The sequence below is a fragment of the Streptomyces wedmorensis genome (assembly GCF_000716445.1).
In the GTDB taxonomy this organism is placed as follows: Bacteria; Actinomycetota; Actinomycetes; order Streptomycetales; family Streptomycetaceae; genus Streptomyces; species Streptomyces wedmorensis.
Map to the genome: position 1 here is coordinate 81680 of NZ_JNWK01000020.1, position 26646 is coordinate 108325.

Consider the following 26646-nt stretch of genomic DNA (forward strand, 5'->3'; position numbering starts at 1 on the left):
GGGGGCCGGGACATGTCGAAGCGCGCCCGCGAGAAGAAGGCCCGCCGCAAGAAGAAGGCGAACCACGGCCGCAAGGCCGGCCAGAGCTGACCCAGCCCGGGGCGGTCCACCAGGACGGCGGGCCGCCCCGCACGCGTACCCCCGGAGGTTCCCCATGCTGATCCCCCACCCCGCCCACCAGCCCCCGTCCTGCGCGCGCTCCTTCCCCGTCGGCGCGCCCGGCACGGCGACACTGGCCGAGCACGTCCTCACCACCGGTCACGGCACCTGGTGGACCGACCGGCCCGTCCGGCCCCGTGCCGTCGCCGTCACCAGCGGACGCCACGCCCTCCTGGCCGGCGATCCGACCGCCCTCGCCCCGGCCGACCTGTCCCCGCTGGCCGGTCACTGCGTCGAGGCGTCCGCCCGTTTCCTGCCCGTCCTCACAGCAGCCTTCGACCTCCTCCAGCCGTGGGACCGCATGCTCTACCTCCACCAGGCCGATCCGGCCACCGCCCGCCTCCCCCGCGGCACGGCCGTCCGACGACTGCGCGCGGACGACGGTCCGGCGCTCGCCGCCGCCGGTCTCGCCCTCGGCTGGACCTTCGCGACATGGGGCGGCGCCGAGGGACTCGCCCGGTCCGGACACGGTTGGGCGGCCTTCCGCAAGGGCCGCGTCCTGGCCGTGGCCTGCGCGCGGTTCACAGGCAGCCGGTACGAGGACGTGGCCTGCGCCACCGACCCCGGCGAGCGGCGCCGGCACCTCGCCCTCGCCTGCGTCACGGGCCTGACCGCCGACGTCGCCGCCCGCGGCCGGACCGCCACCTGGAGCTGCTCCCGCGAGAACCGGGCCAGCCGCCTGCTCGCATGGACGGCCGGCTTCCGGCTTCACCGCGAGTACGTCCACCACACCACCGGACCGGCCACCGTCAGCGGCACGTCAAAACTGCTCGCCGCCGCGTAAACAGCGCGTAGCCTCCGCCGGACACACACCACCCTGGCCTTAGCGTCAGCGGCATGCAGCCGCCGCTCCCCTCCCCCCGCCCCTCCTCCGACCTGCTGCACGACACCGGATGGCCCGGTGAGGCCCGGGCCGCCCTCATCTGCTCGGGCCTCCTGCTCGGCGTCGCACTGATCGTCGAGGCCGGTGTCCATGGCCTGACCCTGCTCCGGACGGTGGGCTGCATCGCCCTGTCGGCGCTCCTGCTGGTGGTCCTGCTGCCCGCCCGGGTGAGCGCGGTCCCGGGCCTGCTGACGGTCCAGGGGCTGTGGGTCACCAGGACCGTGCGCACCGACCGGCTCGCGGCGGCCGTCTGGCCGGCGGACACCGCCGGGCGCCTCTCCTTGCGGGACGAGGACGGAGGACGGGCCGAGATCGATCTGCGCGTCCTGTTCGCCAACCCCGCCCTGTGGCTGCGGCTCGAAGCCGACGCCCGCGCCTCACGCGAACGCGGCACCCTGGACCACGGCGCGGCCGACCTCGCGCGGCTCGCCCTACACGTCCACACCGAGACGGCCCGCTCCGTCCTCAAGCTCTCCGGTCTGTGACGGCCGTCCGTCACCGTCGAGCACGAGGGCGGCCAGGCCCGCCAGGTCGACGGCGACGAGCCGCGCCTCCGCGGAGGCCGGTACGGCCCCGGGCTCCGGCGTCAGGAGAAAGCGCCCCAGGACTCGGCCGCCCGCCACCGCCGGCAGCTCGACCTCACCTTCTGGCCAGCCCTGCCGGTCCAGGTCCCAGATCCAGCCCTCCACGCGTACCGAACCGTCCGCCCGAAGCCGGGACGGCGGGGGCCCGTCGGGCTCCACGGCGGTGGTGAACCGGCATTCCCGCAGCTCCAGGACCTCTGCGAGGTCCCGCCTGATCCGGTCGACCAGCTCGGACGCCGTACCGCCGCCCGACCGCACCCGCCGGAACGCGCGGTGCAGGCGCTCCAGTCGCTCCGCGTCGGTCACGGCGACCGACCCCATCACGCGGGCGCGGGCGGCGAGCTGGGAGACGACGAGGCCGACGAGGAGCAGCAGGACCGCCGTCTCGACATCGGCCCGATCCTCGATGTGGAAGCTCTGGTACGGCTGCGTATGGAAGAAGTCGAACCAGGCCGCCGCCGACAGCGCGGCCAGCGCTCCCGCCCACCGGTTGCCCAGGGCGGCGACGGCGACGACCACCACGACCAGCAGGAGCGCAAGGTTGGTGGGCGTGACGCTCGTACGCGACGGCACCAAGGCGAGAGCCGCCAGGAAGGGTGCGAGAACCGCAGCCGCCAAGGCGGCCACGTCCCGAAACGGCATACGCATCGTCGGCCTCCTCAGTGGCCCCTCGCACGCACCTGGCACGTCTCAAGGCTGCGGCCGATGTGACGAAGGTGACGCCCTACCGGCGGATCTTGACGGTTCCCTGACGCGCCCGCCGGATGTGTCTCCGCGCATGCTGCTTACGCTGGCCCGGCCGCGCGACCAGCGGCCGAAAACCCCTCATCGAGCAGACCTCAGGAGTACCTCCATGGCCACCACGGACGAGACGCGCGGCAGCAGGCTGCGGGCGTGGATGCTGGAGGGGCTGTCCGACATGGGCAAGGGCAAACCCTCCCGCCCGAAGGCGGCGGCCCCGGACGCCGGGCACAAGGGGCAGCCCTGGTACCGGGTGATGTGCCTGACCGGTGTCGACTACTTCTCCACCCTCGGCTACCAGCCCGGCATCGCCGCCCTGGCCGCCGGCCTGCTCTCCCCCGTCGCGACGATCGTGCTGGTGATCGTCACGCTGGCGGGCGCGCTGCCGGTCTACCGGCGGGTGGCGGAGGAGTCCCCGCACGGCGAGGGCTCGATCGCGATGCTGTCGCGGCTGCTGTCGTTCTGGAAGGGCAAGCTGTTCGTCCTCACCCTGCTGGGGTTCGCCGCCACCGACTTCCTCATCACCATCACCCTGTCGGCGGCCGACGCCTCCACCCACCTGGTGGAGAACCCCCACCTGGAATCGGCCCTGCACGACAAGCAGGTGCTGATCACCATGATCCTGATCGCGCTGCTCGGCGCGGTCTTCCTCAAGGGCTTCCTGGAGGCGATCGGCGTCGCCGTGGCCCTGGTGGGCATCTACCTGGCGCTGAACGTGGTCGTCGTGGTCACGGGCATGTGGCAGGTGATCACCGAGGGCCATGTCGTCACCGACTGGACGGCGGCCCTCACCCAGGAACACGGCAACGTCTTCGTGATGATCGGCGTCGCGCTGATCGTCTTCCCCAAGCTCGCCCTCGGCCTGTCCGGATTCGAGACCGGCGTCGCCGTCATGCCGCACGTCCAGGGCGACCCCGGCGACACCGAAGCGCGGCCCACCGGCCGCATCCGGGACACCAAGAAGCTGCTCACCACCGCCGCGCTGATCATGAGCGTCTTCCTGATCTGCACCAGCTTCATCACCACGGTCCTGATCCCGCATGAGGAGTTCGAGTCCGGCGGCAAGGCCAACGGCCGCGCGCTGGCCTACCTCGCCCACGAGTACCTGGGCAACGCCTTCGGCACCGTCTACGACGTCTCCACGATCCTCATCCTGTGGTTCGCCGGCGCCTCCGCGATGGCCGGCCTGCTCAACCTGATGCCCCGCTACCTGCCGAAGTACGGCATGGCCCCGCACTGGGCCCGGGCCGTACGCCCGATGGTGATCGTCTTCACCCTGGTCGCTTTTCTGGTGACGTGGATCTTCGACGCCGACGTCGACGCGCAGGGCGGCGCGTACGCCACCGGCGTCCTCGTCCTGATCTGCTCGGCCGCCATCGCCGTCACCATCGCGGCCCGCAAGGCCGGCCAGCGCGGCTGGACGATCGGCTTCGGGATCATCTCCGTCGTCTTCCTCTACACGACGGTCGTCAACGTCATCGAGCGCCCGGACGGCGTGAAGATCGGCGCCTGCTTCATCGCCGGCATCATCCTCATCTCGCTCCTCTCGCGCCTCGGCCGCGCCTTCGAGCTGCGTGTCACCCACGTCGAACTCGACGGCATGGCCGAGCGCTTCATCCGCGACATCGCCAGCCGGACCCCGCGGTTCATCGCCAACGAGCCGGACAACCGCGACGCGGAGGAGTACCGGGCGAAGAAGGACCAGATCCGTGCCGACAACGACCTCCCGGGCACCGAGGACTTCGTCTTCATCGAGGTCACCGTCACCGACCCCTCCGAGTTCGAGGCCGGCCTCACCGTCCGCGGCGAGGTCCTGCACGACCGCTACCGCGTGCTCACCGTCGAGTCCTCCTCCGTCCCCAACGCCCTCGCGGCCCTCCTGCTCCATGCCCGGGACATGACCGGCGTCCGCCCGCACGTCTACTTCGAGTGGACCGAGGGCAACCCCTTCGCCAACTTCCTGCGCTTCTTCCTCTTCGGCCAGGGCGAGATCGCGCCGGTCACCCGCGAGATCCTCCGCGAGGCCGAGTCCGACCGCGACCGCCGCCCCCGCGTCCACGTCGGCTGACCAGGCGGCCGCCCATCGGTCCTGGGGACGCGGCCCGTCGTGAAACCCATGGCGACGGGGTCCGTATCCGGCGGCATGTCCGCTTCGGAGGCATGGCGGACACGATCCGGCAGGCTAACGATCCCGGAGCCGGAACCTCAACCGGCAGATCACGGCGTCGGTGTCCCTGCGTACGGCGTGGGCCACGACCGCGCCGCGCTGGTTCTGCAGCAGCCGCTGCCACAGGCTCTCGGGCTCGGCCTCCGGGATGAGGACAGTGACACGGGTTCCGGGGTCGGCGTCGCGCAGTGCGCGTACGTAGGCGCTGATGGGCCGGCCGAGCGAGCGGCGTTCGAAAGGGAGCCGGACGAGCGGAACACCCGGGTTCCACAGGGCCCAGTCCCGCTCCAGGGCCTCGGTGACCGCCAGGTCCTCGGGGTCCGGGTGGCAGACGGTGACCGCGCGGACCTCGTCGCCGAGGGAGACGGCGGTGGTGAGGGCCTCGCTGGTGAGCCGGGTGAGCGAGGAGACGGGGACCAGGACCAGGGAGCGCTCACGATGGGGCGGCTCCGGGATCCTGCCCACGCCGAGGCGCTCACCGATCCGCCCGTACGCGCGGTGGACGGTCTCGAAGGCGAGGACGAGTGCAGGCAGGGCGATCACGATCAGCCAGGCCCCGTCGTGGAACTTGGTGGCGGTGACGACGACCGCGGAGACACCGGTCAGCACAGCGCCGAGACCGTTCAGGAAGGCCCTGCCCCACTGCCGGGTGGCCCTCCAGTGCAGGACCATGCCGGTCTGGGCGATCGTGAAGCCCACGAACACCCCGATCGCGAAGAGCGGCACCAGGGTATTGGTGTCGCCGCCGGAGAACACCAGCAGCGCCGCCGACACCACCGCCAGCCACACCACGCCGTGCCGGTGCACCTGACGGTCCGCCTTGAGGCCGAAGACGTGCGGCGCGTAGTTGTCCCGGGCCAGCAGCTTCAGCAGGACGGGCAGGCCTCCGAAGGACGTGTTCGCAGACAACGCGAGGAGCACCATGGTCGCGAACTGGACGACGTAGAAGGCCCCGTTGTGGCCGAGGGAGGCGTCGGTGAGCTGGGCGAGGACGGTGACGCCCTCCACCGGCTGGAGCCCGAAGCGGGAGATCAGCACCGACAGCCCGATCAGCATCACGCCGAGGAGCCCGCCCAGCGCGACCTCGGCGCGCATCGCCCGTCGGGCGGCCGGCGCCCGGAAGGACGGCACCGCGTTGGCTATCGCCTCCACGCCGGTCAGCGCGGAGCAGCCGGAGGCGAAGGCCTTCAGCAGGAGCAGGGCGCCGACGGTGGTGGCGTTGTCGGCGAGGACGGAGGCGTGTCCGTCGGAGGCGGCGGTGGAGACGGGCGTGTCGCGGAACAGGCCGACGGCGATCATGACGAGGATCGCGCCGACGAAGACGGCGGTCGGGATGATGAAGGCGCGGGCCGAGTCGACGATGCCGCGCAGGTTCACGGCCGTGATGAGCACCAGGACGCCGAGGCAGATCACCAGCCGGTCGCCATAGAGCCCTGGGAAGGCCGACGTCAGCGCGGCCACACCCGCGGTGACGGCCACGGCCACGTTGAGGACGTAGTCGAGGACCAGCGAACCGGCCGCGACCAGGCTCGTACGCCGCCCCAGGTACGCCTTCGCCACCGCGTAGGAACCACCGCCGTCCGGGAACGCGGCGATGACCTGCCGGTACGAGGCGACCAGCACCGCAAGCAGCCCCGCGATGGCGAGCGTCACCGGCAGCGTGAATCCCAGCCCGTACCCGCCGGCGGCCGCGAGGACCAGCACGATGGCCTCGGGCCCGTACGCCACCGACGCCATCGCGTCCAGCGACAGAGCAGCGAGCCCGGTGACGGCCGTCAGCTTGTGCCGCGCGCCGGTATCGGGCGGTTCCTCGGCGCCGGGTACGGCGCCCTTCTCAGCGGTCACGGTGGTCATGCGGACGGACTCCTTCGGATAGGGCTCCGCTCAGCCTCCGCCCATCCCCCAGGCTTGTCCGCCCTTCCTGGCGCATTCTTGGCGCCGCCCGGCCTTCCCCTGACAGGTCCTTGACGCCGGCCTCGACGGCGCGGGCGCGTCAGGGTGGCGTGAAGACTCGGCGGGCACAGGCCGGCCGGCCCGACCCCGCCCTACAGTTCGGCCCATGACGCGACCCGACGGACGCATGCCTTCCGACCGCAGCGTGCGCCGGCACTCGATCGCGCTCGTCGGCGGCGCCTGCCTCGCCAGTCCCCTCGGGCTGGCCCTCGACAGCATGTGGCTGCTCGGCGCCGGCGCGTGGCAACTCATCGCGGCCATCCTCCTGGAACTGGTCTACCGCCCGTGACCACCCACATCACGGCGCTTCTCTGAATCGCCGGCCGCGACCACCAGGTGGCCCAAGGCGCCCCGCCGCAATCGCTCGCCCCCACCAACACACACCTAGCGAGGGTCGGGGAAGCCGTCGAGGCCCAGCGAACAGGGGCTGAGCGGCATACCGTCGTCAGGTGCGTCGGTCAGGAACATCCGGTAGTGCTCGCCCCTGGCGGGGCGCAGCACGAGGGTCGCCTCCGGCACGAGGCTGCTGCGGAGCGACTCGAGGACGGTAGGCCCGTCGTCGGCTGTGACTTCCGTGTGGAAGATGCAGACGGAGCCGAGGTTGAGAAGGTGCCCTGCGATCGTGATCCCGTATTCGGAGCTCGTGACGCGTAGCGACTGCGGTCGTCCGCTGAGCAACTCCCTGGTGTTCGCATCGTCGATCCAGGTGAGTGTGATCGTCAGCTCGCGGCTGAATGGCGATGCGACGCAGCGGCCTTCCACCAGGAGGCGAGCCATCCGTAGAGCAATCCGGTCGGCCATCGACATGTCTGCTGGGATGGGGAAGTCCTGTTCACAGTGTCGCTGGACCACTTCGAGGTCCTCCAGGAACAGTTGCAGCTGTGCCCAGCGCCGATTGTCATCCGCAGTGCCGCTCCTCGGCAGACGCCCCGCACCGGCGATTTGGCCGTCAATCAGCACTCGGAAGTCACCGCCGAGCGAAAGACGCCGACGCAGCCGCAGCACCTTGAGCGCCTCTGTGGGACCGAGGCCGGCGAGGTCGAATTGATAAGCGAGTTTCGCGGGGGCCGATTCATCGAACGGACGCAGCACCCGAAGCACCGCACCAGGTAGATCCACCTCGACCGAGCTCCCCAGGGAGCCGGAACCTCGCGCCTTAAGCCGACCCGCGTACGACGCCTGCACTCTGCCGTCCTCGCCGAGGAATGCTATGGAGACTGCAGCATCGGTCTCCGACACAGGCGAGATGGGTCTCCACAGCACCGTGGTGTTGGTAAATGTCTGCGCAATCCACTCCGGTCCGCTGACCGTCAGGCTCTCTACCACGTCGGCGGGGAGCTCGACCGCCTCAGCGACTCCGAACCCCAGGGAGCGGGTGACGGCGGCTGACAGGCCGGCGTCCATGGCCCTTCCGGAGATGGTCAGGGTGATGGGGCTTACCTCATGAGCCCGAGGATGCTTAGCTCGCAAAGTCTGGATGACCTTGTCACCTTCGCGGGCGAAGTCCACCGTCCAGTTCGGGTCAAGGTCGTCGACCACGCGCCCCAGAGCCTGCACTCGAGCCCCCAGGTCGGCCGTACCGCACGCCAGAACGTCCTGCTCCCGGTTCATGATCTTCGCGTACTCCAGCAGACCAACATCGCCACTGGTGCGGCTGAGACTGCGCTCGATATCGCTATGCGCGGCGAGGCGATCGTCCAGGGCGGCCCGGTCCATCACCGTGACCTTCACGTTCCGGCCTTCACCCAGACCCATGACGAACGCCCGCTCGCCCGGGGTAAGAGTGCAAGGAACTACGAGGACCCACTCATAGGGGTCGTGGTCCATGGCTCGCTTGAACGACTTCTTGATACTCGGTCTGCGCCCACGTCCCTGCAGACCGTCAGGGAAGTACTTGAGCTGATAGATCCGCAGGCGGCCGCCTTGCACCACGTCAATGTCTCGGCCGCCGTCACCGCCGCGCCCGTTGACGGCCCGCACCTCCGCCGTCTCGCTGTAAAGCCGGTGGACCAACGCCTCAACGACTCGGTCGAAGTGTGGCTGCCCGATCCGATCCCACTCGAACGCCACAGCGCCCCTACCTCGCAATGGACCCTCCCGCACAGCATGGCACTCGCCACTGACAGCTGCGCAGAACGAGCCCGTGTCAGCCATCGAGCACCAGGCCGCGCGCAACCGGGCCGATCCGGTCGAGGCGGGCCGCATATGGGCGACGGGCCCCCGTCTATACGCGACTCAGGGCGCGGCCTGGGCCTTCACAGGCCCGAGGCCCACGCCACCACCCCGGCGGCCAGACGTCCCGGAACCGCGACCCCACACCCTGAACCCTTCTTCGGACAATGGAGCCCCTCAGGCCCTTGAGGCGGCATCCGCCCGACGCCGACACGGCATCACGGAGCGTCACGACCGAGAAACGTCTGGGCGGGGCCGGTCAACCGCGCGGCAGCCGGCCTCACCATCCCATCGCGAATGCCACGTCCACACGGGCGAGTGCCCTGGTCGGCAGCTTCAACCTACGCATGACGACCCATCAGAGAACAGGCCGTTCATGCGTCAAACGTGCGTCACGTGCGTCAGATATGCGTCAAGATATCGCCCGTAACGCATATAGTGCACACTCGCTAAAGCCGCAGGTCAGCGGCCCTTCTCGGCGGGCTCAAGGATCGCCACGCACTCGACATGGTGGGTCATCGGAAAGATGTCGGCCTGGACGCAGCCAGGAAAGCAGCAGGTCAGAGATGCTTCTAGGGCCCGAATGAGGACAGCCGGTCGCCCGGAGCGTCAAATGAGCGTCATGGACGTCGGTTCGGTATCGGCAATCAGAGGGTCGCCGCACTGCCGGTGGTGTGAGGATCCCGGGCTGGGCGCGCCGGACCTCTGCCAGGAGAAGACCGTTAACAGGCCCGCGCGTCGATGCAGGGAAGTAATCTGAACAACTCAAGTGTGTGACCGTAATGTTGTCGCCCGAGCAAGGTGCGGACGGCACGGAGATCGGCGACGGGAGCGGCGGAGCTGTGGCGTACCGGGTGCGGGAAGTGGAGATCGGCGGCGAGACTGTCCTCGCCCGAGTGGAGACGCTCGACCCGGACGAGGTGGATCTGCGCAAACGGCTCACCGAATACGGCGAGGAAGAGGAGGTCACAGCCCTCGACACCCTGATGGAACGGGTCGACAGCGTCCAGCGGGTGATCCGGTCGGTCGGCACTTCCGTGCTCGAAGCCGCCCGCGAGGCCGCCCACCCCGACGAGGTGAGCGTCTCGTTCGGTGTCGAGCTGGCAGCCAAGTCCGGCAAGGCGGTCGCGTTCCTCGCCGACGGTGAGGCCAAGGCCGCCCTCAACGTCACGCTCACCTGGCGGCCCGGCGACCGGAACGACGGCACGACTGCCGGTGCGCAGGGGAATGCCTGACCAGATTCCGCGCCTGGACCGGCTGGCCAGGGAGGCAACGGCGGCGATCAGTGCCCAGGAAGGCACGCACTGGGGGTCCGCCGGGCTGATCGCACCCGGCTGGGCGCTGACCGCGGCCCATGTGGTCCGGGCCGCGGGCGCCGCTCCGTACACCGTGACCCTGTGGAACGGCCGCTCGATCTCGGCGAGGACCGGCTATCTGCTGTCCGGGGTGCCCGACAGCGGACCCGTCCCCGCGGAGTCGGACATCGCTCTCGTACGCCTGCTGGAGGACGACACCGATCACGCTTGTGTCTGGCTCAGCGACCGCGGCGACCCGCCATCGCGCGAGGTCCGGGCCTACGGCTGGTACGTCGCCGGCGGCAAGCGTGGCAAGGAACTGCTCGACTGGAACGGCGTCTGCGTGGTCGCCGGGAACGACGGCCCCTACAGCTTCCGCCTCGGCCCGCAGACGGAGATTCCGAAAGGGGCTTCCGGGGGACCGGTCATCGACCTCTCGCAGGGCGCCCTGGTCGGTCTGACCAAGGCCAGCAGACGCACATCCGAGGGCGACATCAAGGACGGCGGCCGGGCTGTACGCAGCACTCTGCTGCGGGAGTTCGCCAGCCCTGTCGTCGTGGACCCCGACCATGTCCTCGGGCCGGACCCCTATCACGCCCTGGTCTGCGCCCATGACCGGTGGCACGCCGAAAGCGACCTCCGCGACGGATGGACGGACGTCCAGGGCGAGCTGCCGGGCAATGGTCTGCCGGACAGCACCACCTCCTGGTCGCCGGGCGACCGGCTGGAGTTGTTCGAGCTGCTGGCCGCTCTCCCGGCGCCCGACGACCCGACGCTGGTGCGGAGCCTGCTGCGCGTGGTGTTCCACAACCGCGCGAAGTTCCCGGCCACCTCCGCCCTCCGGCACTGGCGGGACGGGCACGGCGAGATCTATCAGTACCGAATGCAGTTCACGATCGAGGCCTTGCCTTATCTGCGGTACGCCAAGCTCGTCGCCCTCGCCGTCGCATCGATGCCGGGCGCGGCGTCCTCGGCGGCCGACCTGGACCGCTGGGTGGGACGCCGTATGCGCCGCCTGGGCTTGGAGGCCGACGTCAGCGTGGGCGAGGTCACCCTGCCTGGGCGAGTCGACGGAGACATCACCGTGCAGGGCGGGACGAACGCAACGGGGGTCCTGGTCCGCCCCGGCGGGCATGCCCAGAACCCACCGCTCGCCGCAGAGCCCTTACAGGTCGGCATCCTCGATGCCCGGCCGGGCGACGGGCCCAGCGTGCTGCTGGAGCTCGAACCCGCCCTGTGGTCGCCCTCGGCCGCCTTCCACTGGCGGCTGCGGGTCCTCGACCCCGAGCAGGACGACGACGCGGTCGTCGACGCCGACGAGAATGGCGACGGGGTCCCACCGGACGACCTGCCGCTCGCGCTCCAGCGCCCGCTGACCCGGCTCTTCCTCCAGCTGGACACCCCCGAACGCCACGCCCCGCTGGAGGTCGTCCTCCCGCCCGAGCACTTCGACCTCGCCGTACAGCACTGGCTGCCGCAGGCCGCCGTCACCGACCTGGACCTCTCAGACCCCGCCTGCTGGCCGCTGGGCGTACGTCGGCAGGTCGTCGTACGGGACGCGTCCCGCCGAGGCGGCGTCGACCCTCTGTGGGAAATGCGGTGGAAGGAAACGGCCGCGGCGGCGGCGCTGCGTGCTCTGCCGACGCCGCAGCCCGGCCGGCTCCTGCGCCGCGCCGGTCTCGCCGGTGCCGGGCCTGGCCAGGTCCCAGTGGTCTGTCGGCCAGCCGCCGACGCCACCGGCCGTGAGGCCCTGCGCCTAGCCCTGGAGAGCGGACACGGCGTCTTCCTGTGGAACGTCGGGCCCCACCCTCCGGACGGATGTGACGAGCAGTGCCGCAGCTTCAACGGCAACGCCGCGCAGCTGTTGGCGGACGCAGGCTCCGCGGCCGAGCTGCCCGAGCGGCTGCGCGTCCTGCGCGAGCGAATCCACCGCCGCGATCCGCACGCCTACTGGGCCAAACCCCTGGCCCTGATGTACGACGACGCCGACCGGCCCCTCGCCGAGCCCGCAGGTGTTCTCGACGCACCCTGACCCTTGCCCGCACTCCGCTTCCCGTACCGAAGGAGTTCCGTGAACAGCAACTGGTTCATCTACCAGGGCGTGAGCGAACCGCACGACGGCATCAGCCGGCTGCCCCCACCACCCCCCTGGCGCACGTTCGACGGTGAGCTCGCGGGGGCACCGCCGGCCCCCCCGCTCGACAGCGCCTCCACTCGCCGGCTCGGTACACCCCGGGGCCCGTTCGCCGTCCGTGGCCCCCTGGACGAACTCGAACTGATCAACGCAGCCCTGTATCTGCGCCGCCCGCTGCTGATCACCGGCGACCCCGGCACCGGCAAAAGCACGCTCGCCCACTCGATCGCGCACGAGCTGAAACTCGGCCGCGTGCTGCAGTGGCCCATCGTCAGCCGCAGCACGCTGCGCGACGGGCTCTACCAGTACGACGCCATCGGCCGGCTCCAGGAGTCCCAGCTGCCCGGCACCACCGACACCGGCATCGGCCGCTACCTGCGGCTCGGTCCGCTCGGCACTGCGCTCCTACCCTCAGGGCGGCCCCGTGTGGTGCTGATCGATGAACTCGACAAGGGCGATGTCGACCTGCCCAACGACCTCCTCAACGTGCTGGAGGAGGGGGAGTTCGCCATCCCGGAGCTGGAGCGCGCTCGCCGGGACAACGAAGGCGGGACGGTCTCCGTACTCACCCACGACGGGTTGTCCGCGACGGTCGTAGACGGGCGCGTGCGCTGCCGTGAGTTCCCGGTGGTGGTGATGACCAGCAACGACGAACGCGACTTCCCCGCCCCACTGCTGCGCCGCTGCATCCACCTTGATATGCGCACCCCGAACGCCGACCGGCTCGCAGCGATGGTCCAGGCGCACTTCGGCAGCGCATCCGCGGAGGAGAACGAGGACATCATCGAGCGGTTCCTCTCCACGTCACCTGGCGTGCTGCGCGCCGCCGATCAGCTCCTGAACGCGATCTATCTGACGCAGTACAGCGCCCAGGAGGATCCTGTGGGGCGCGAGCGCCTCGCGGACCTGCTGATGCGCCCGTTGGGACCGGGCCGGCCATGAGCACGGAGCCGGGAACGCCCGGAGGCGCCCGGCCGGGAGAGAGGGGGACACAACCCCCAGGCCGTGACACCGCACCAGCCCGCCCACCAGTGGAGGAGCTAGTGCGCAGGCTCACCGGCGCGGGCCTGTCCACGGCCCCTGACACGATCGCGGACGCTCTGTGGCTGGCCAGGTACGTCACGCCTTCCCCCACGGGGCCCAGAGACGCCGGGACGGAGGCGCCGCCCCCCGCGCCCGGGGACGCGCACGCCGCGTTCGCCGACGCCCCGCCGCCCCCGCCCAACCTCCATGCCGGCCCGGAGGACGAACAGCTGGTGCGCGTACGGGCGCAGGTTGGCCAAGCCGCCGCCCAGGGCGGCGTCCAGCTACCGGGCGGCACCGCGTTGCCGGACACCCAGCCGCTGCGCCGCGCCCTGCGCCCGCTCCGGCACTACAGCCCGCCGACGGGAGCGCCCTCCGATCCCGCGCTCAATGAGGACGCTACAGCCGAACTCGCCGCCGAGACCGGCTTCCTGCTGCCTGTATTGGAGAGACGAGACCGTCCCGCGGCGCGTCTCCAGCTCCTCATGGACGTCTCCACCTCGATGGCGCCCTGGCACCAGCTGCTGCGCGAACTCCGGCGTGCCTGCGGACGTTCGGGCGCCTTCCACGACATCACCGTGCACTACCTGCACGAACTCCCCGGCACCGGGATGGTCGTGGTCTCCGACTCCCCCCGCCCGGACTCCGTGTCCACCCCGGCCCCCGGACTCCGCCACACAGGCGGGCGGACGATCACCCTGGTCCTCTCCGACTGCACAGGCCCGCTCTGGCGCAGCGGCCACATGCAGCGTGATCTCCACCGGTGGGCGCAGGCCGCACCCGTCGCCGTACTCCAGCCGCTGCCGCAGCGCATGTGGTCACGCACCCACCTGCCGCCGGTCCCGGGCACCCTGCGGCGGCAGGAACGTAGCGCCCGCTGGGACTTCCGCGCCCACGGCCAGGAGCCGCCCGATCCAGCGTCGAACGCACTTGCCGTCCCAGTCCTCTCGCCGACGCCTTCGGCGCTCGGAGCCTGGTCCCGCGTGTTGGCGGGCACTACCCCAGTGGTCAGAGGAGCCGCCGCCTGGGTGCTTCCCCGCCACCTGGCCTCCCGTGCACCGAGGACCACCACGGCCGTGAGCGACCCCGCACACCTCCTGCGTGCCTTCTTCTCAGCCGCCTCGCCTGACGCCGTCCGGCTCGCGCACTACCTGGCGACCGCCCCCCTCATACTTCCGGTCATGCGCCTCGTGCAGCGAGTGATGCTGCCCCACACCGGCCCCTCCGAGCTGGCCGAGGTGCTGCTCAGCGGCCTCCTCGTACGCCGTCCCGAGGCATCGGCCGACATCGACGACATCTTCTTCGACTTCCAGGATGGTGTGCGGGAGCAACTGCTTCTCAGGGTGGACCGCGGCGAGGCCGCCCTCGTTCTGCGCGAGGTCTCGCACTACGTGGAGCGCCAGTTCGGCCGTGGCACCCGGAACTTCCCGGCGCTCGCAGCGACTTACCTCGACGGCACCACCGGACACATGAGCGACACGGCGGGAGCGGACGAGGGTTATGCGCACCCCGCCGAGCAGGCGTTCGCCCACGTGGCAAGCCAGGTGCTCCGGCGCTTCTACCCGACCGCGAGCGATTCGCCCCGCCCTGCGTCGGCGGAGTCCGCCGGACCCATCCGGCTGCTCAACGCCGAATGGTTCGCCCACTTCCGGCGTGCTGACCGCCATCTGCACCGTTACGACGAGGACGGTGCCGTACGCAACCTGGAGGAGGCCATTCGGCTGCTCCGCGTGCTGCGGGAGAGCCCGTGCGACAACACACGGTCGACGTGGCTGCGCGGGCTCCTCTCCGGCGCGCTGCTGCGCCGCTGGCGGGCCCTCGGCATGCCGGAGGATCTGACCGAGGCAGTGGAGACGGCCCACGAGGGGGCCCGGCTGCGGGACCTGAACCGCCCGATCGTGCCTGGCGACTTCGTCACCACCGGCGCCCTGGGGGACGCGCTCGTCGTGTTGGCGGGCGAGCACGACAGGACGGAGGACTGGACGCGGCTCGTCCCCCCGGAGCTGCTGGAGGGCCCGCCCGGGCAGGCTGGCCCGTCCTGGGCGGTGTACGGGCTGCTGACGCGGGCGGCGGACGCCTACGGAGTCGTGGCGGGCCATCCCGATCAGGAGGTCCACGCGGAGCACGCCGAGCGCAGGGCCGCCACGATGGTGCTGGCGGCTGACGCGCTGGCCCGGGTTTCCGCCGGGAATGCGGGGGACAGCAACACACTCGCCGTCGACTACGAGGGCTGTCTCGTCGGCGCGCTCGCCCTGCTCGAACACGGACCAGCCAAGGATGCAGCCCTCCTGGCGACGACCGCGATGAAGCTGGCCCGTCACTTCAACGGGCAGGGCCCGCTCACCCGCGCCGAACAGCCGGATCTAGCCGAGGCCCACGCACGCAAGGCCGCCTCGGCACTGGCCGAGCTGCTGGCAGACCAGACCGAGCGGCTGGGCCCCGACCACCACGACACCCTCGCCACCCTTCGCAGGCTCTCCTTCTGGCAGCGGTGGACCAGGGACAGCGACCGGTCACGTGGGGCGCAGGGCCCGCTCCCCACCCGCCCCCGCGACGACGAGGCTCTTCCACCCGGACAGCGTTCCGTGGCGGGCTGGCCCGTGCGCCATTACGGCCCCGTCCCGAAGTTCAAGCCGGAGCGGTGGGAGTTCCGCGTCTTTGGCGCCACGGCTTCCGGCGACAAGTACACCTGGAACTTCGAGGAGTTCACCGAGCTGCCGCTGACGACGATCGTTGCCGACCTGCACTGCGTCTCCGGCAAGACCGTCCCGGACAACGAATGGTCGGGGGTGGCCACGTCGACCCTGCTGGCACTCGCCCCTCCCGCACCGGACGTCACCCACGTCATGGTCTGGGCCGAATACGGCTACAGCGCCAACCTCCGCCTGCATGAATTCGCCTCCGCCCAGTCGCTCCTGGCGCGGTTCCGCAACCGGGAGGCCCTGACACCGGAACATGGATTCCCGGTCCGGCTGGTGGTACCCCCGCTATACGCCTGGAAGGGCCCCAAGTGGGTCCGGGCCATCGAGTACATGACGGGTGACCGCCGGGGGTTCTGGGAGGAGCGCGGCTACCACAACATCGGCGAGGTCCGGCGCGAGCAGCGCTACAGCTATCAGGAGGAGCCGGGTGAAGGGCCGGACCTATAAGGACGTCTCACCCCACCTCCAGCACCGCGTTCCCCGCGCTCATTTCCTCCCTCCAGCCATGAGGCTCTGCGCGAGCTCCTTCAGGGCAACCTGCAAGCATATGCCTGGCCATTCGACAACAAGGGGCGCTGGTCCCCTCCTGATGAGAGTGCGTCCGCCTGACCGCACAAACACCTCCGCCTCGTCCGTACCGGACGGGGCGGAGCTTCGCTCATGCTGCGATGGTGAGCGGAACGTCCAGCCGCTCCCACGCCCCGAGCACTGCCTTGTGGGCATCAGGCTGGAGGTGGGCGTAGCGCTGGGTCGTCTGGAAGCTCTCGTGGCCGAGAAGGTGCTGGACCTCGTAGAGCGAAACTCCCTTCTGGACGAGCCATGAGGCGCAGGTGTGTCGCATGGAGTGCGGCGGATAGCGCGGGACGGGGAGTTGCTCACCGTCGGTGTCGAAGTAGTGGGCGTTCTCGATGGCCGGCCACCAGGTCTGGCGGCGCCAGTTGCCGTCGTCGAGGTGACGGCCGGCTCGGCCTTTGGTGATGGTGGTGAAGACCAGGGCGTCACGGTCGAGCGGGTGGATGTGCCGTTCGAGGGCGTCCAGGACGTGTGGTGGGAGCGGGACCTCCCGGCGGCTCCTCGAACTCTTGGGGTACTCCTTGATGCCGCTCTTGGTGTTGACCTCCACCACGAACAGGCGGGAACGGCGCTGGTCGATCCGATGGCGATGCAGGCCGGCGAGTTCGCCCCAGCGCAGCCCTGTGTAGAAGCCGAGCAGGCACATGGTGCGCCACGGGGCCGGGAGCTCGTCGATGATGCTCTGTGCCTGATCGAGGGTGAACCACTGCGGGGGCTTGATCGCGATCTGCGGCAGGTCGATGTTCCGGCAGGGACTGACCGCGATGACATCGTCGTCGACGGCCGCACGCATGATGGACGACATCAGGTTGTACGCCCTCTTGATCGCCGAGGCGCCGACCCCCTTCTCGATCAGTCCGCGGATCCAGCTCTGGACGTCCATGCGGGTGACTGCCCGCATCTCCCAGTCGGCCCAGTGGGGCAGCACGTGGTTCTTGATGCTGGAGGCGTCGCCGCGCAGCGTGTGAGGCTCGACGACACGGGCCTGCCACCAGCGGGCGTGCCACTCGTGAAACGCCATCTCGCCCGCTCGGGGGTCCCGCATGCTTCCGCGGGCGAACTGGGTCTCCATCTCGGCGCCCCAGGCACGGGCCTGGGCCTTGAGGGGAAACGACTCGCTGAACCGGTCTCCAGCCCGGTTGCGGACGGTCGCCTGCCATTTGCCGGACTTCAGCTTCCGGAGATACGTGGTTCCGTTCCTTCCTGTTTCGCGTACTGAGGGGCTTGGCCCTGGTCAGCGGCGGCGCGCGGGCGAGGAGACCGCCCGACTGTTGATGAAGTCGTCCAGGCTCGCGGCGGGGACACGGACGCGAGAGCGAGCCGGTCCTGTGCGCAGGTCGACGACGGGCAGCTCGCCGGCGGCGATGAAGCGGTAGACCGTTCGGCGGTCGACGTCCAGGGCGGCGGCGACGGCGGGTATGGACAGCAGGCGCGGGGCCATAGGCGGTTCCTTTACGTGAGAAAGAGCGGCGAGAATTGAGGGATCTAGCCGGGACGGGAGGCAACAAGCCCGGCCGATGCTGCAAGATCGTCGAATAGCGCTTCTACGTACGGCCAGGATCTCCGGGCGGAGCGGAAGAAGAAGCGAGCGGGGCTACGTGTACGCGGCGGGGAATCTGAAATCGGCGCGTAGGCGAATCGAGCAAGGCGTCCTCTGGGGATGTGGGCAGACTTCTGGCAGGGACCGGCGCGACGGGCGTTCCGGGACGCACAATGATCCGGAGAATCCCCGGTTTCCCTAACCGGGGATCGTCGGCTATATTTCGCCCACTCCGGCCGCCCCTGGGGGTGCGAGGGCGCCGGTGAGGAGGGTCTGCGGGGCGATTCCGAGGGCTGTGGCGATGGCGACGAGGTCGTCGATGTCGCAGCGACGGACGGTGCGTTCGATGCGGGAGAGCGCGGTGAAGGTCATGGGCCGGCCGAGTGCGGTGACGCGGGCGGCGAGCTGGCGCTGGGAGTAGCCGCGGGCGGTGCGCGTGCGTTCGATGGCATGGGCGGCGGCGTGTCCGGCGGGTCCGATGGCGAGAGGGCGTGGCGGCATGGGTGATGTTGTAGCTTGCACGCCGGCCGGTCCGGAAGGGTTTTCCTGTCTGCCGTGAGCGATGCGAATCACCCGGCGATTTTCGGTGGCGATTTCGGTGACCGGGAATTCGTCCCTACAGTTGCGGGACTCGCCGAGGTGGCATGCCGACGGGCTGTACGGAATTCCAGTGCAAAGTCTGGACTTCTGCGCACCGGGTGTGGCTGTGTTGGCCATGCACCCGGCGCCGCCGGATTCCCCTGTCCTCCCCTGAAAGGTGGTCGATCGCCATCGCCCGTATCCGCACCATCAAGCCCGAGGCGTTCTCGTCCGAGTCTCTCGCGGCGGTGTCCCTGTCCGCCGAGCGGACCTTCTTCGGGCTGCTCACCCAGGCCGACGACCAGGGCCGGTTCCGCGACCAGGCCGCCGTCATCGCCGGCCAGCTGTGGTCGCTGCGCCGCGAGCACGGCCCGGAGGCGGTCGAGGACGACCTGATCCAGCTCGACGGCACCGGGCTGATCTGCCGTTACGAGGGCGCCGACGGCAAGCGGTACCTGCACATCGTGACCTTCGCCCAGCACCAGAAGATCAACCGGCCCAGCGGCGTCCGCACTCCCCCGTGCCCACACCACGATCTCGGGATTCCACGCGAGCCCTCACCGCAGACGCAGGGAGCCCTCGCGGAGCCCTCCGCAAATCGTCCGGGAGGACTCACGGAGTCCTCCGTGAACGACGAATCCGCAGGTAAGAGCCGGTTCCGTGAGCACTCGCCGCAGCCGCGCGGAGGGCTCACCGAGCCCTCCGTGAGCCCTCACCGTCCGGATCTAGGACCTAGGAACAGGGATCTAGGATCTACCCCGTTGGGGGGCGCCAGCGCCCCCGCGCCCGACTCGGTCTCGGCGCAGGACCTGATCGGCGAGTACGCCGCCGCGTGCCCCCATCGCCCGCCGCAGGACGTGCTCAGCCACCTCGGCCGTGAGGTGAAGAAGCTCCTCGCCGAGGGCATCGCCCCGGATCACATCCGCGCCGGCCTCGTCCGCCACCGCGCCAAGGGCCTGCACGCGAGCCTCCTGCCCAGTCTCGTCCACGAGGTCATGAACGCCGTCCCGGCCGCCACCGCTCCCCACCGGGCGTGGACCAACCCCACCGACACCGCTGCCGCCTACGGAGGTGACCTCTGACCGCCACCCTCACCCGCGATCCGCAGCAGCCCGCCCGGATCACCGGCCGCCTCTGCAACATCCTGGCCCAGCGCGGCATCGCCCCCGACACCGCCGCCCAGGAGCCGGCGCCCGAGCCGGTCACCGCACTGGAACTGGCCGAGGCCCGTATCCCGGCCCGCTTCCGGCACGCCCTCGCCGACCACCCCCAGGTCACCGCCTGGGCGAAGACGATCGCCCGCGCCGGACGCCGCGGCCCCGCCGGCGCACCAGGCATCGCGGAGGGGCCTTCCTTGCGCATCGTCGGGCCGACCGGCACCGGCAAGACCCACCAGGCGTACGGCGCCATCCGCACCCTGCTCGCCGCCGGAGTCCGTCTGCGCTGGGAAGCCATCACCGCCGCCGACCTCTACGCCCGCCTGCGCCCACGCCCAGGGTTCGACAGCGAACGCGACCTACAGAGCCTGATGCGCTGCCCGCTGCTGCTCCTGGACGACCTCGGCGCGGCGAAGACCAGCGAGTGGACCGAGGAGCTCACCTACCGGCTGATCAACCACCGGTACGAGCACCTGCGCCCCACCCTGATCACCAGCAACCTCACCACCGACACCCTGCGCGCGGCCCTCGGCGACCGCGTCGCCTCCCGCCTGGCCCAGATGACCGAACGCGTCACCCTCGACGGCGACGACCGCCGCCGCACCAGACCCGCCGCCTGACATCTGCCACCACACCGCGGTGCCCTCTCCCGGGCGTCCGTTCCCCTCGCCACGGACGCCTCACCACCCTGCCCTTGGAGCATCCCCGCTTGACCTCGCCTTCCCCTGCCCCGCACCCCACCGACCGGTACACCCTCATCGCTGCCGGGTTCGTGATCCTCGCCCTCACCGCCGCCGGCTTCTGGCTCTCCTACGCCCACCTCGCCGAGGTCGCCGGAGACCATGGCCTCGGCAACTCCCCCGCCCGCCAGTGGGCCTGGCCGGCCACCCTCGACGCCTTCGTCGTCGCCGGCGAACTCCTCATGCTCCGGGCCGGCCTGCGCCGCAAGCCCGACGGGTGGGCCATCGCCCTCACCGCCACCGGCTCTCTCGGCTCCATCGCCCTCAACGTCGCCGGCGTCACCGGCACCCGTGACCCCGCTGACGTCCCCGTCCTCGACTACGTCGTCGCCGCCGTACCCCCGACCGCAGCGCTCCTCGCCTTCGGGGTCCTCATGCGCCAGATCCACCAGCACCTCGCACGCCCGAACCGTGAGACTGGCCTTGTCCATCTCCGGGTCGCCGGGCCTGCGGTGGCCGGGCACCCGCGGGAAGGGGACCGTCCCCGCCCGCATCCCGTCCCCGCCCCGTCCGCTACCGAAGGCCCCGACCGCACCACCGAGGCAGCTGCAGCCGACAAGCCCCCGGTACGCCCGCGCAAGGTCGGCCGTCCCACGACCGGAGAACTCGACGAGTTCGTCCGGATCGTCGAGCAGATGGAGGGCAAGCAGACCCGAAAGACCATCCGGGCAACCCTCCGCGCCATCGGCCACACCATCAGCAACGAGCGGCTCACGGAACTCCAGGAGCTCCGCGGTGGGACGGCCCCCAAGGGACCGTCCGAAACCCCTGAGGACCACTGACCGGAAATAACCGCAGGTCAACCCGATTCCGGTCGGTCCGGGTCATCCCAACCCGGACCGACCGGCCCGTCCCCTCCGCATTTCCGGACAGCCTCCAGCCCCGTCGAGACGTCCACGAAGCACGGACCTCCCCTACCGCCGCCCCACCGAAGGATCCCTGTATGACACCCGCCCCGCAGCACCCCACCCCTGCCGCGACGATCCCGCCCCAGCCGAATGACCGGCCCGCACCGCCGCAGGTGTCCGCCAGCCCTGCCCCGGGCGGAGCAAGTTGGAGGTTCGGACACTCCCCCGTCGGGGGTGCGTCCAAACCCGTGCCCGCCCCGGGGGTGGGGGGCACCCTCCCGCGCCAGGGGGCGCGGGAGGGAGGAGCTGCGACCGGGGGCGGACCGCAGCCGGTGCGGCATCGCCGGGGCAAGCCCCGCGTACGCGCTCGTACGCAGCGCCGCGCGCACAGCGTCCGCCTCAGCGACGCCGAGCACGCGACCGTCGCCGCCGGCGCCGAAGCGGTCGGCATGAGCATCGCCGGCTTCCTCGCCCACAGCGGACTCGCCGCCGCCCGCGACCTCGACCGCACCGCAGCCGCCATCGCCACCCGCCAAGACGCCCTGACCGCCCTGTTCGCACTTCGGCGCCAGCTCGGGCACGCGAACAACAACCTCAACCAGGCCGCCCGCGCACTCAACAGCGGCACCTGCCCCGACGGCCTGGAAGACACCCTCGCCGCCGTCCGCCACGCCGCCGACGCCGTCCGCAACGTCACATCCCGCCTCACAGGCCCGCTCTCCGAAGGCACCCCCGCTTGATCCCCCGCATCCACCAGCAGGGCCGCAACACCGCCCGTCTGCTCGCCTACCTCTACGGTCCCGGCCGCCGCGAGGAACACACCGACCCTCACCTCGTCGCCTCCTTCGACAGCCTCGCCCCCGACCCCGGCCGCGACCCCGAGGCCACCCTCCGCGACCTCGCCCAGCTCCTGGACGCACCCCTGCACCTCCTCGCCGCAGACACCCGCCCCACCACCCACGTGTGGCACGCCTCCGTTCGCGCCGCCCCAGGCGACCGCGCCCTCACCGACACCGAATGGGCGGACATCGCCCGTCGCGTCATCGCCGCTACCGGCATCGACCCCGGCGACGGCGCGGGCTGCCGCTGGGCAGCCGTCCGCCACGCCGACGACCACATCCACCTCATCGCCACCCTCGTCCGCGAAGACGGCCGCCGCCCCGACCACCACCGCTCCGGCAAGCGCGCCCAGACCGAATGCCGCCAGATCGAAGTCGACTACGGCCTCCACCGCGTGGCGGCGGGGGACGGTACCGCCGCCAAACGCCCCACCAGCGCCGAATGCCACAAAGCCGAACGCCTCGGCCAGCAGCGCACCCCACGCGAGGAGCTGCGCGAAGCGGTCCGCCGCTCGGCGGCCGGCACAGCCAGTGAGGAGGAATTCTTCAACCACCTCGCCTCGGCCGGCCTGCTCGTCCGGCGGCGCATCGCACCCTCGGGCGACACCCTCGGCTACACCATCGCCCTCCCTGATGACCGCAACGGTAAGGGCGAGCCGGTCTTCTTCTCCGGTTCCAAGCTCGCCCCGGACCTCTCGCTGCCCCGGATCCGTGAACGCTGGACCAAGTCCGCGGAAGCCCCCTCGTCGGAGTCGTCCCAGCCGTGGGTGACCGGGCCCGCGTCCGCACGCCGACGCGCCACCACGGCCGCCTGGCAGGCCCTGCTCGTCATCGACCAGGGCGACGACGGTGTCATCGCCGCACAGATCGCCGCCGCAGGGGAGGTCCTCGACGCCCTCGCCAAAACCTCCGCCACCCACACCCGCCACGAACTCCAAGCCGCAGCAGCCGTCTTCGAACGCGCCTCTCGCTCCCACGTCCGCGCCGCACGCGGTCACGATCACGCCTTGCGCCGAGCCGCCCGCGACCTCGTCCACAGCGGCCCGGCCCTCGGGCGGGGCGAGGACGGCGCCACCACCGCAATGGTCATCGACACGCTGTTCTTCCTGATCACCGCCGCCGCCCACTGGCACGCCAAGAAGCAGCACGCCCAGCAGGCCGAAGCCGCCCACCAGGCAGCCGCGCATCTCCGCGCCGCCTACCCGGCCGCTGTCGGGCACTCCATGGCCCTGCTCCACCAGCAGGGCAGCCGCCTGGCCCCCACCTGGCAGCGCCACCACGCCACCGCCGTACGCCAAGCCCTGCCCGAACTGGCCGACCGCATCCTCGCCGAACCCAGCTGGCCCGCCCTCGCAGCCACCCTCGACGAAGCCCGGATCGCCGGCCACAACTCCACCGACCTGCTCGCACAGGCAGCCGCCCGACGGGAGATGGACACGGTGGAGCGCATGAGCGACGTGCTCGTGTGGCGGCTACGACGGATGGCCGCCCTCCCTGCCGAGCCCCTGTACCCCCGGAGCCGGCAAACACGAGGCACCGCTGCCGTTTCCTCGCCGGAACGGGCGGCACACATCGATACAGGGTCGGCGAACACTCCTCGCCGACGACGGTGATCCGGGAAACGAGGCGGAAAGATATCCCAGAATCGCCGGTTAGCCTAACCGGCGATTCTCCCAACAATTGACCTTCCGACCCCCATCCGGAAGGACTCCCGCATGCCCCAGCCCGAAGCCCATCCCGAAGTCGTCTCCCTACTCTGGGACACACGTGCTCGACACCTGCACGAAACCGACGTCTGGACTCACCGGGACGGCCGTCCCTTCACGGAAGAAGAAATGGCTCTGATCTCTCGGGTCACCCGAGCCGACTTCAAAGAACTGAAGGCACAGCAGGCCCGCTATCTGGAGTAAATCCGTGAGTGCGAGGAAGCGCCCGAGACCATCCAGATTTTCCTCGCCCCGTTCATGGAGCAGCTCGACGAGAAGAACCTCGGCAATGCCCACGAGCTGATGACGGAGGACGAGCGGGCCGAGTTCAACCGACTGCTCGGGCTCATGATCGATCCCGTCCGCCCGTTCACCCCGTACGCCTTCTGACGAGAAGAAATAGACCATCGGCCGGAAACTCCGCTGGACCAACCACCCCAGTGGATGCCCACCGTCCCGGCCAGTCGAGCGCCGACCACCCCGAAACCCTCAGGAGATTCCTCATCCCCGCCTCTGCTCCGACCCCTCGCCCTCACGTCATGACCTTGCTCTTCGACACGGATTTCAACCGGCCTTGGGGATCCCGCAGATTCCGCCACCTCGACGGCCGGCCCTTCACCGACGAGGAACAGGCGCTCGCCGATGACGCCACCTTCGAAGAATTCCAGGCCGCCGGTGTTCGCGTCCACAATCCCGAAGCCGTCACCGAGGCTGAAGCGGCCGCGACCGAACTCGTCGAACTGGTGCATTCCTACGCCCTCCGGAATCACCGGTCCCTCGTCCAGTTCATGACCCACGAGGACATGCTGGAGTACGACCGCCTGTGCGGAATCATCGTCGCGGGCACCGATTCGTGATCCTCAAGCACTGAGACGACCCAGAGACCCATACGGAAAACCGGCCGGTGGCGGGGAACTTCCCGCCGCCGACCCTCCGGCGTCCAGAAGCCTCCTGGCTTCTGGCGGCCAAGCCCTGGGGCAAATCACGCCAGCAACGAGTTGCCGGAGAAGTCTCAACGCGGGACGCGCTGACACCCGATCTGGCGCCCCCCAAGGTGCAAGGACCTTGCACCCTTCAGCGGGGGATGATCAGATCGCTAAGTTGCCCAGCAGTTGGTATCCGGCCGCGATTGAAGACCACCGCGACGAACAACACCACCACGGGCAGAAGTGGGACGAGCGCCGCCTCAGGCAAGCCAAGGGTTGCCGCACCAGCCATAACCAGCACGACGACGGCGCCCACCGTCAGCATCCGCGTCCGCTCCCGCGGCGTGGCCGGAGCCACATCGGCGAGTTGATCAGCGTCGAGCAGGTCGTCGATGCGGCCTTCGGCATAGCGCTCGGCAATCGTCAGCAGCATCACGATGAGGTCTTCCAAGGCGCGACCCGGTTCAGAATCCTGCCGGGCCTCGGCTCTTCGTAGCGCTCCTACCACCAAGGCGGCGTGCGCCTTGAACTGACGTTCGTTGTGTCGTCGGGCCCTGGCACGGCGGGTGCGGTGGGCCCTCCAGATGACCTGCTCGACTGGCTGCATGGAAACTCGTGGAATCTGACAGTCCGGCTGGGTCTCCTCCCAACGGCGGAGGACTGTGGCGCACTGCGCTGCGACCGTCAACAGAGCAACGGTCGGCCAGCAGCGCCGGTACTCCATTCGGGCGCTCGTCTTGTCGGGGTATCCCTTGAGAGATTCCAGGTCATATGCCGCGTAGGTCGCGCCGCTGCCGGAGCTGGTCAGGTTACTGCGCTTGATGACCCACATCTCGGCGACCAGAAACAGGGCAAATGCCGTGATTCCGGCTGCCGGACCGATCACCCCCAGGTTCCAGGTACGCACTGCGATCGGCACTGAGATCAAGCTGCTGAGCAGTTCCTGAACCACGCCGGGCGTCGGCCCCGGGTCCGCACTCAACCGCAGATGCTCCCAGTCGGCCATGTCGTCGACGTTCATCAAGACGATTTCCAGCAGGATGAACTGGAGTGTCCTGATTGGCATCGCCAGCGGGGCGGCGCGCCACCAGCGCACGACGTACAGCGGGGCCAGCCCATGACCGTCGACACGGTCTTGTATTCGAGCAGGCAGTACCAGTATCTGCGTCAGAAGCGGAGCGGCTCGACACACCCCTGAAGAGTGGCGTATCCGCTCGAAGCGTTCCAAAGAGCGCACCCCCCACCGCTGGACGGGCCCGGGAATCAGGAAGAGGGGGACTGCAACCAAGGCCGCAAGCTCAACGGCCAGGATGAGATAACCGATTGACGACACCTCGACAGTCTCACGTACCCCACCGACAGTGGCTCTCGAATCGCGCCCTCAGCCGATCGGCACGAAGTACACGCTGGCCCACTTACACCTCGGGTTGGCCATCGTCGGGTCGAATTCCCACGGCTCGACACTCTCGCGAAGCCGGCCTCCGCGAACAACTGGCGGATCTTGTCCAGAACGTGGGCCCAGTGATGAGGCGCGTACGTCACGTGGTCGTCCTGGTCGCGGAAGTCGAAATAGGTGTTGATGTCCTCGCAGCAGGCGCGCTTCGTGCACCAACGCTTGATCATCTCTCGGGCGTCCTCCGGATCCGCCGGATAGTGGCAGAGGACGAAGGCCGCATCCAGCATATCCGTGATGAGTTGACCGCCGGGGGCGAGGACACAGTAGAAGCGGCAAGCCGCCGTAGCGCTCCAGGCGCTCCCTGGCCTTGCCGAGTAGATCCTCTCCGAACCCGCCTGGCCCACTCTCGACACCACCCTCAATGTCACCGAAGTCCTCACCTGGCGCCTGGGGCGCCTTCCGGATCTGGCAGTCGGGAAGTCCCGCACAACAGGCCGGCATACAGAGATCCGCATGGTCCTGTCACACC

General features: G+C 70.1%; 24 protein-coding genes and 1 pseudogene. 18 read left to right on the plus strand and 7 right to left on the minus strand.

The annotated features are described in order from the left end of the window. Nucleotides 1-12: 12 nt before the first annotated feature. The 3 genes from OO54_RS49045 to OO54_RS17830 all read left to right on the plus strand — a co-directional run bounded on the left by OO54_RS49045 (nucleotide 13) and on the right by OO54_RS17830 (nucleotide 1527). Nucleotides 13-90, plus strand: a complete 78-nt coding sequence (locus tag OO54_RS49045) for a 50S ribosomal protein bL37 (RefSeq protein ID WP_483414687.1) — start codon at nucleotides 13-15, stop codon at nucleotides 88-90. 64 nt (nucleotides 91-154) lie between these two features. Next, nucleotides 155-943, plus strand: coding sequence for a GNAT family N-acetyltransferase (locus tag OO54_RS17825; RefSeq protein WP_051787010.1), 789 nt, complete (start codon nucleotides 155-157; stop codon nucleotides 941-943). Nucleotides 944-996: 53 nt separating this feature from the next. Next, nucleotides 997-1527 carry a hypothetical protein gene (locus OO54_RS17830; RefSeq protein ID WP_051787011.1) on the plus strand — a complete coding sequence of 177 codons (531 nt, stop codon included), beginning with the start codon at nucleotides 997-999 and terminating at the stop codon, nucleotides 1525-1527. Here OO54_RS17830 and OO54_RS17835 read toward each other — a convergent pair. Continuing rightward, on the minus strand, nucleotides 1474-2274 hold the full coding sequence (locus OO54_RS17835; RefSeq protein WP_078905242.1) for a DUF4118 domain-containing protein: 801 nt from the start codon (nucleotides 2272-2274) through the stop codon (nucleotides 1474-1476). The genes OO54_RS17830 and OO54_RS17835 overlap by 54 nt on opposite strands. A 205-nt stretch (nucleotides 2275-2479) precedes the next feature. Between OO54_RS17835 and OO54_RS17840 the strand changes: the two genes are divergently transcribed. After that, nucleotides 2480-4435, plus strand: coding sequence for an APC family permease (locus OO54_RS17840; protein ID WP_033204257.1), 1956 nt, complete (start codon nucleotides 2480-2482; stop codon nucleotides 4433-4435). A gap of 114 nt (nucleotides 4436-4549) precedes the next feature. On the opposite strand, the gene OO54_RS17845 is transcribed toward OO54_RS17840, so the two are convergent. After that, nucleotides 4550-6388 (minus strand): APC family permease, encoded by a 1839-nt coding sequence (locus OO54_RS17845; RefSeq protein WP_033204259.1) that lies wholly within the window; start codon nucleotides 6386-6388, stop codon nucleotides 4550-4552. A 205-nt stretch (nucleotides 6389-6593) separates the two neighbouring features. On the opposite strand from OO54_RS17845, the gene OO54_RS45885 reads away from it, so the two are divergent. Continuing rightward, nucleotides 6594-6776, plus strand: a complete 183-nt coding sequence (locus OO54_RS45885; protein ID WP_157856490.1) for a hypothetical protein — start codon at nucleotides 6594-6596, stop codon at nucleotides 6774-6776. A gap of 95 nt (nucleotides 6777-6871) precedes the next feature. Here the strand turns inward: OO54_RS45885 and OO54_RS17850 are convergent, their stop codons facing one another. After that, nucleotides 6872-8557, minus strand: coding sequence for a hypothetical protein (locus OO54_RS17850; protein WP_033204261.1), 1686 nt, complete (start codon nucleotides 8555-8557; stop codon nucleotides 6872-6874). Between the two features lie 884 nt (nucleotides 8558-9441). Here OO54_RS17850 and OO54_RS17855 point away from each other — a divergent pair. The 5 genes and pseudogenes from OO54_RS17855 to OO54_RS43665 all read left to right on the plus strand — a co-directional run bounded on the left by OO54_RS17855 (nucleotide 9442) and on the right by OO54_RS43665 (nucleotide 16260). Continuing rightward, the gene (locus tag OO54_RS17855; RefSeq protein WP_234439289.1) at nucleotides 9442-9894 is read left to right on the plus strand and encodes a CU044_2847 family protein; all 453 of its coding nucleotides are present in this window, start codon (nucleotides 9442-9444) and stop codon (nucleotides 9892-9894) included. Further along, on the plus strand, nucleotides 9887-11986 hold the full coding sequence (locus tag OO54_RS17860; protein ID WP_033204263.1) for a VMAP-C domain-containing protein: 2100 nt from the start codon (nucleotides 9887-9889) through the stop codon (nucleotides 11984-11986). The genes OO54_RS17855 and OO54_RS17860 overlap by 8 nt, the downstream gene beginning before the upstream one ends. A gap of 39 nt (nucleotides 11987-12025) precedes the next feature. Then, entirely contained in the window at nucleotides 12026-13030 is a 1005-nt protein-coding gene (locus OO54_RS17865) for an AAA family ATPase (protein WP_033204265.1), read from the plus strand. Continuing rightward, nucleotides 13027-14511: pseudogene (locus OO54_RS48335) on the plus strand (SAV_2336 N-terminal domain-related protein); the annotation flags it as partial. The gene OO54_RS17865 and the pseudogene OO54_RS48335, both read left to right, overlap by 4 nt. Before the next feature lie 1185 nt (nucleotides 14512-15696). After that, entirely contained in the window at nucleotides 15697-16260 is a 564-nt protein-coding gene (locus OO54_RS43665) for a molybdopterin-dependent oxidoreductase (RefSeq protein WP_234439290.1), read from the plus strand. A 211-nt stretch (nucleotides 16261-16471) separates the two neighbouring features. Here the strand turns inward: OO54_RS43665 and OO54_RS17875 are convergent, their stop codons facing one another. The 3 genes from OO54_RS17875 to OO54_RS17885 form a co-directional block, all read right to left on the minus strand. Next, nucleotides 16472-17458, minus strand: coding sequence for a tyrosine-type recombinase/integrase (locus OO54_RS17875; protein WP_234439279.1), 987 nt, complete (start codon nucleotides 17456-17458; stop codon nucleotides 16472-16474). 162 nt (nucleotides 17459-17620) lie between these two features. Then, nucleotides 17621-17827, minus strand: coding sequence for a helix-turn-helix domain-containing protein (locus OO54_RS17880; protein WP_033204269.1), 207 nt, complete (start codon nucleotides 17825-17827; stop codon nucleotides 17621-17623). Between the two features lie 315 nt (nucleotides 17828-18142). Continuing rightward, nucleotides 18143-18427 carry a helix-turn-helix domain-containing protein gene (locus OO54_RS17885; RefSeq protein WP_033204271.1) on the minus strand — a complete coding sequence of 95 codons (285 nt, stop codon included), beginning with the start codon at nucleotides 18425-18427 and terminating at the stop codon, nucleotides 18143-18145. 269 nt (nucleotides 18428-18696) lie between these two features. On the opposite strand from OO54_RS17885, the gene OO54_RS17890 reads away from it, so the two are divergent. The 8 genes from OO54_RS17890 to OO54_RS17920 all read left to right on the plus strand — a co-directional run bounded on the left by OO54_RS17890 (nucleotide 18697) and on the right by OO54_RS17920 (nucleotide 24652). Beyond that, nucleotides 18697-19587: a hypothetical protein gene (locus OO54_RS17890; RefSeq protein WP_033204393.1), complete on the plus strand. Its 891-nt coding sequence runs from the start codon at nucleotides 18697-18699 to the stop codon at nucleotides 19585-19587. Continuing rightward, the gene (locus tag OO54_RS17895) at nucleotides 19584-20282 is read left to right on the plus strand and encodes an ATP-binding protein (RefSeq protein ID WP_051787013.1); all 699 of its coding nucleotides are present in this window, start codon (nucleotides 19584-19586) and stop codon (nucleotides 20280-20282) included. The genes OO54_RS17890 and OO54_RS17895 overlap by 4 nt, the downstream gene beginning before the upstream one ends. A gap of 89 nt (nucleotides 20283-20371) precedes the next feature. Then, on the plus strand, nucleotides 20372-21184 hold the full coding sequence (locus tag OO54_RS17900; protein WP_033204275.1) for a DUF2637 domain-containing protein: 813 nt from the start codon (nucleotides 20372-20374) through the stop codon (nucleotides 21182-21184). A 398-nt stretch (nucleotides 21185-21582) separates the two neighbouring features. Continuing rightward, complete coding sequence (locus OO54_RS17905; protein WP_324611644.1) at nucleotides 21583-21990, plus strand: plasmid mobilization protein; 408 nt, start codon at nucleotides 21583-21585, stop codon at nucleotides 21988-21990. Beyond that, nucleotides 21987-23702 carry a relaxase/mobilization nuclease domain-containing protein gene (locus OO54_RS17910; RefSeq protein ID WP_033204279.1) on the plus strand — a complete coding sequence of 572 codons (1716 nt, stop codon included), beginning with the start codon at nucleotides 21987-21989 and terminating at the stop codon, nucleotides 23700-23702. The genes OO54_RS17905 and OO54_RS17910 overlap by 4 nt, the downstream gene beginning before the upstream one ends. A gap of 102 nt (nucleotides 23703-23804) precedes the next feature. Then, nucleotides 23805-23999, plus strand: a complete 195-nt coding sequence (locus tag OO54_RS47435; RefSeq protein ID WP_234439280.1) for a hypothetical protein — start codon at nucleotides 23805-23807, stop codon at nucleotides 23997-23999. Nucleotides 24000-24053: 54 nt separating this feature from the next. Then, nucleotides 24054-24185, plus strand: coding sequence for a hypothetical protein (locus OO54_RS48340; protein WP_267888946.1), 132 nt, complete (start codon nucleotides 24054-24056; stop codon nucleotides 24183-24185). A 149-nt stretch (nucleotides 24186-24334) separates the two neighbouring features. Continuing rightward, nucleotides 24335-24652, plus strand: a complete 318-nt coding sequence (locus OO54_RS17920; RefSeq protein WP_033204281.1) for a hypothetical protein — start codon at nucleotides 24335-24337, stop codon at nucleotides 24650-24652. A 217-nt stretch (nucleotides 24653-24869) separates the two neighbouring features. Here the strand turns inward: OO54_RS17920 and OO54_RS47440 are convergent, their stop codons facing one another. After that, nucleotides 24870-26054 (minus strand): hypothetical protein, encoded by a 1185-nt coding sequence (locus OO54_RS47440; RefSeq protein WP_234439281.1) that lies wholly within the window; start codon nucleotides 26052-26054, stop codon nucleotides 24870-24872. Nucleotides 26055-26646: the final 592 nt, after the last annotated feature.

Bases quoted from the DNA above. Each gene is read 5' to 3' on its own strand.
- OO54_RS17830 (WP_051787011.1), top strand. From the start codon at position 997: ATGCAGCCGCCGCTCCCCTCCCCCCGCCCCTCCTCCGACCTGCTGCAC.
- OO54_RS17875 (WP_234439279.1), bottom strand. From the start codon at position 17,458: ATGGAGACCCAGTTCGCCCGCGGAAGCATGCGGGACCCCCGAGCGGGC.
- OO54_RS17860 (WP_033204263.1), top strand. From the start codon at position 9,887: ATGCCTGACCAGATTCCGCGCCTGGACCGGCTGGCCAGGGAGGCAACG.
- OO54_RS49045 (WP_483414687.1), top strand. From the start codon at position 13: ATGTCGAAGCGCGCCCGCGAGAAGAAGGCCCGCCGCAAGAAGAAGGCG.
- OO54_RS17920 (WP_033204281.1), top strand. From the start codon at position 24,335: ATGACCTTGCTCTTCGACACGGATTTCAACCGGCCTTGGGGATCCCGC.
- OO54_RS17885 (WP_033204271.1), bottom strand. From the start codon at position 18,427: ATGCCGCCACGCCCTCTCGCCATCGGACCCGCCGGACACGCCGCCGCC.
- OO54_RS45885 (WP_157856490.1), top strand. From the start codon at position 6,594: ATGACGCGACCCGACGGACGCATGCCTTCCGACCGCAGCGTGCGCCGG.
- OO54_RS17845 (WP_033204259.1), bottom strand. From the start codon at position 6,388: ATGACCACCGTGACCGCTGAGAAGGGCGCCGTACCCGGCGCCGAGGAA.
- OO54_RS17825 (WP_051787010.1), top strand. From the start codon at position 155: ATGCTGATCCCCCACCCCGCCCACCAGCCCCCGTCCTGCGCGCGCTCC.
- OO54_RS17855 (WP_234439289.1), top strand. From the start codon at position 9,442: ATGTTGTCGCCCGAGCAAGGTGCGGACGGCACGGAGATCGGCGACGGG.
- OO54_RS17835 (WP_078905242.1), bottom strand. From the start codon at position 2,274: ATGCGTATGCCGTTTCGGGACGTGGCCGCCTTGGCGGCTGCGGTTCTC.
- OO54_RS17840 (WP_033204257.1), top strand. From the start codon at position 2,480: ATGGCCACCACGGACGAGACGCGCGGCAGCAGGCTGCGGGCGTGGATG.
- OO54_RS48340 (WP_267888946.1), top strand. From the start codon at position 24,054: ATGGAGCAGCTCGACGAGAAGAACCTCGGCAATGCCCACGAGCTGATG.
- OO54_RS17880 (WP_033204269.1), bottom strand. From the start codon at position 17,827: ATGGCCCCGCGCCTGCTGTCCATACCCGCCGTCGCCGCCGCCCTGGAC.
- OO54_RS47435 (WP_234439280.1), top strand. From the start codon at position 23,805: ATGCCCCAGCCCGAAGCCCATCCCGAAGTCGTCTCCCTACTCTGGGAC.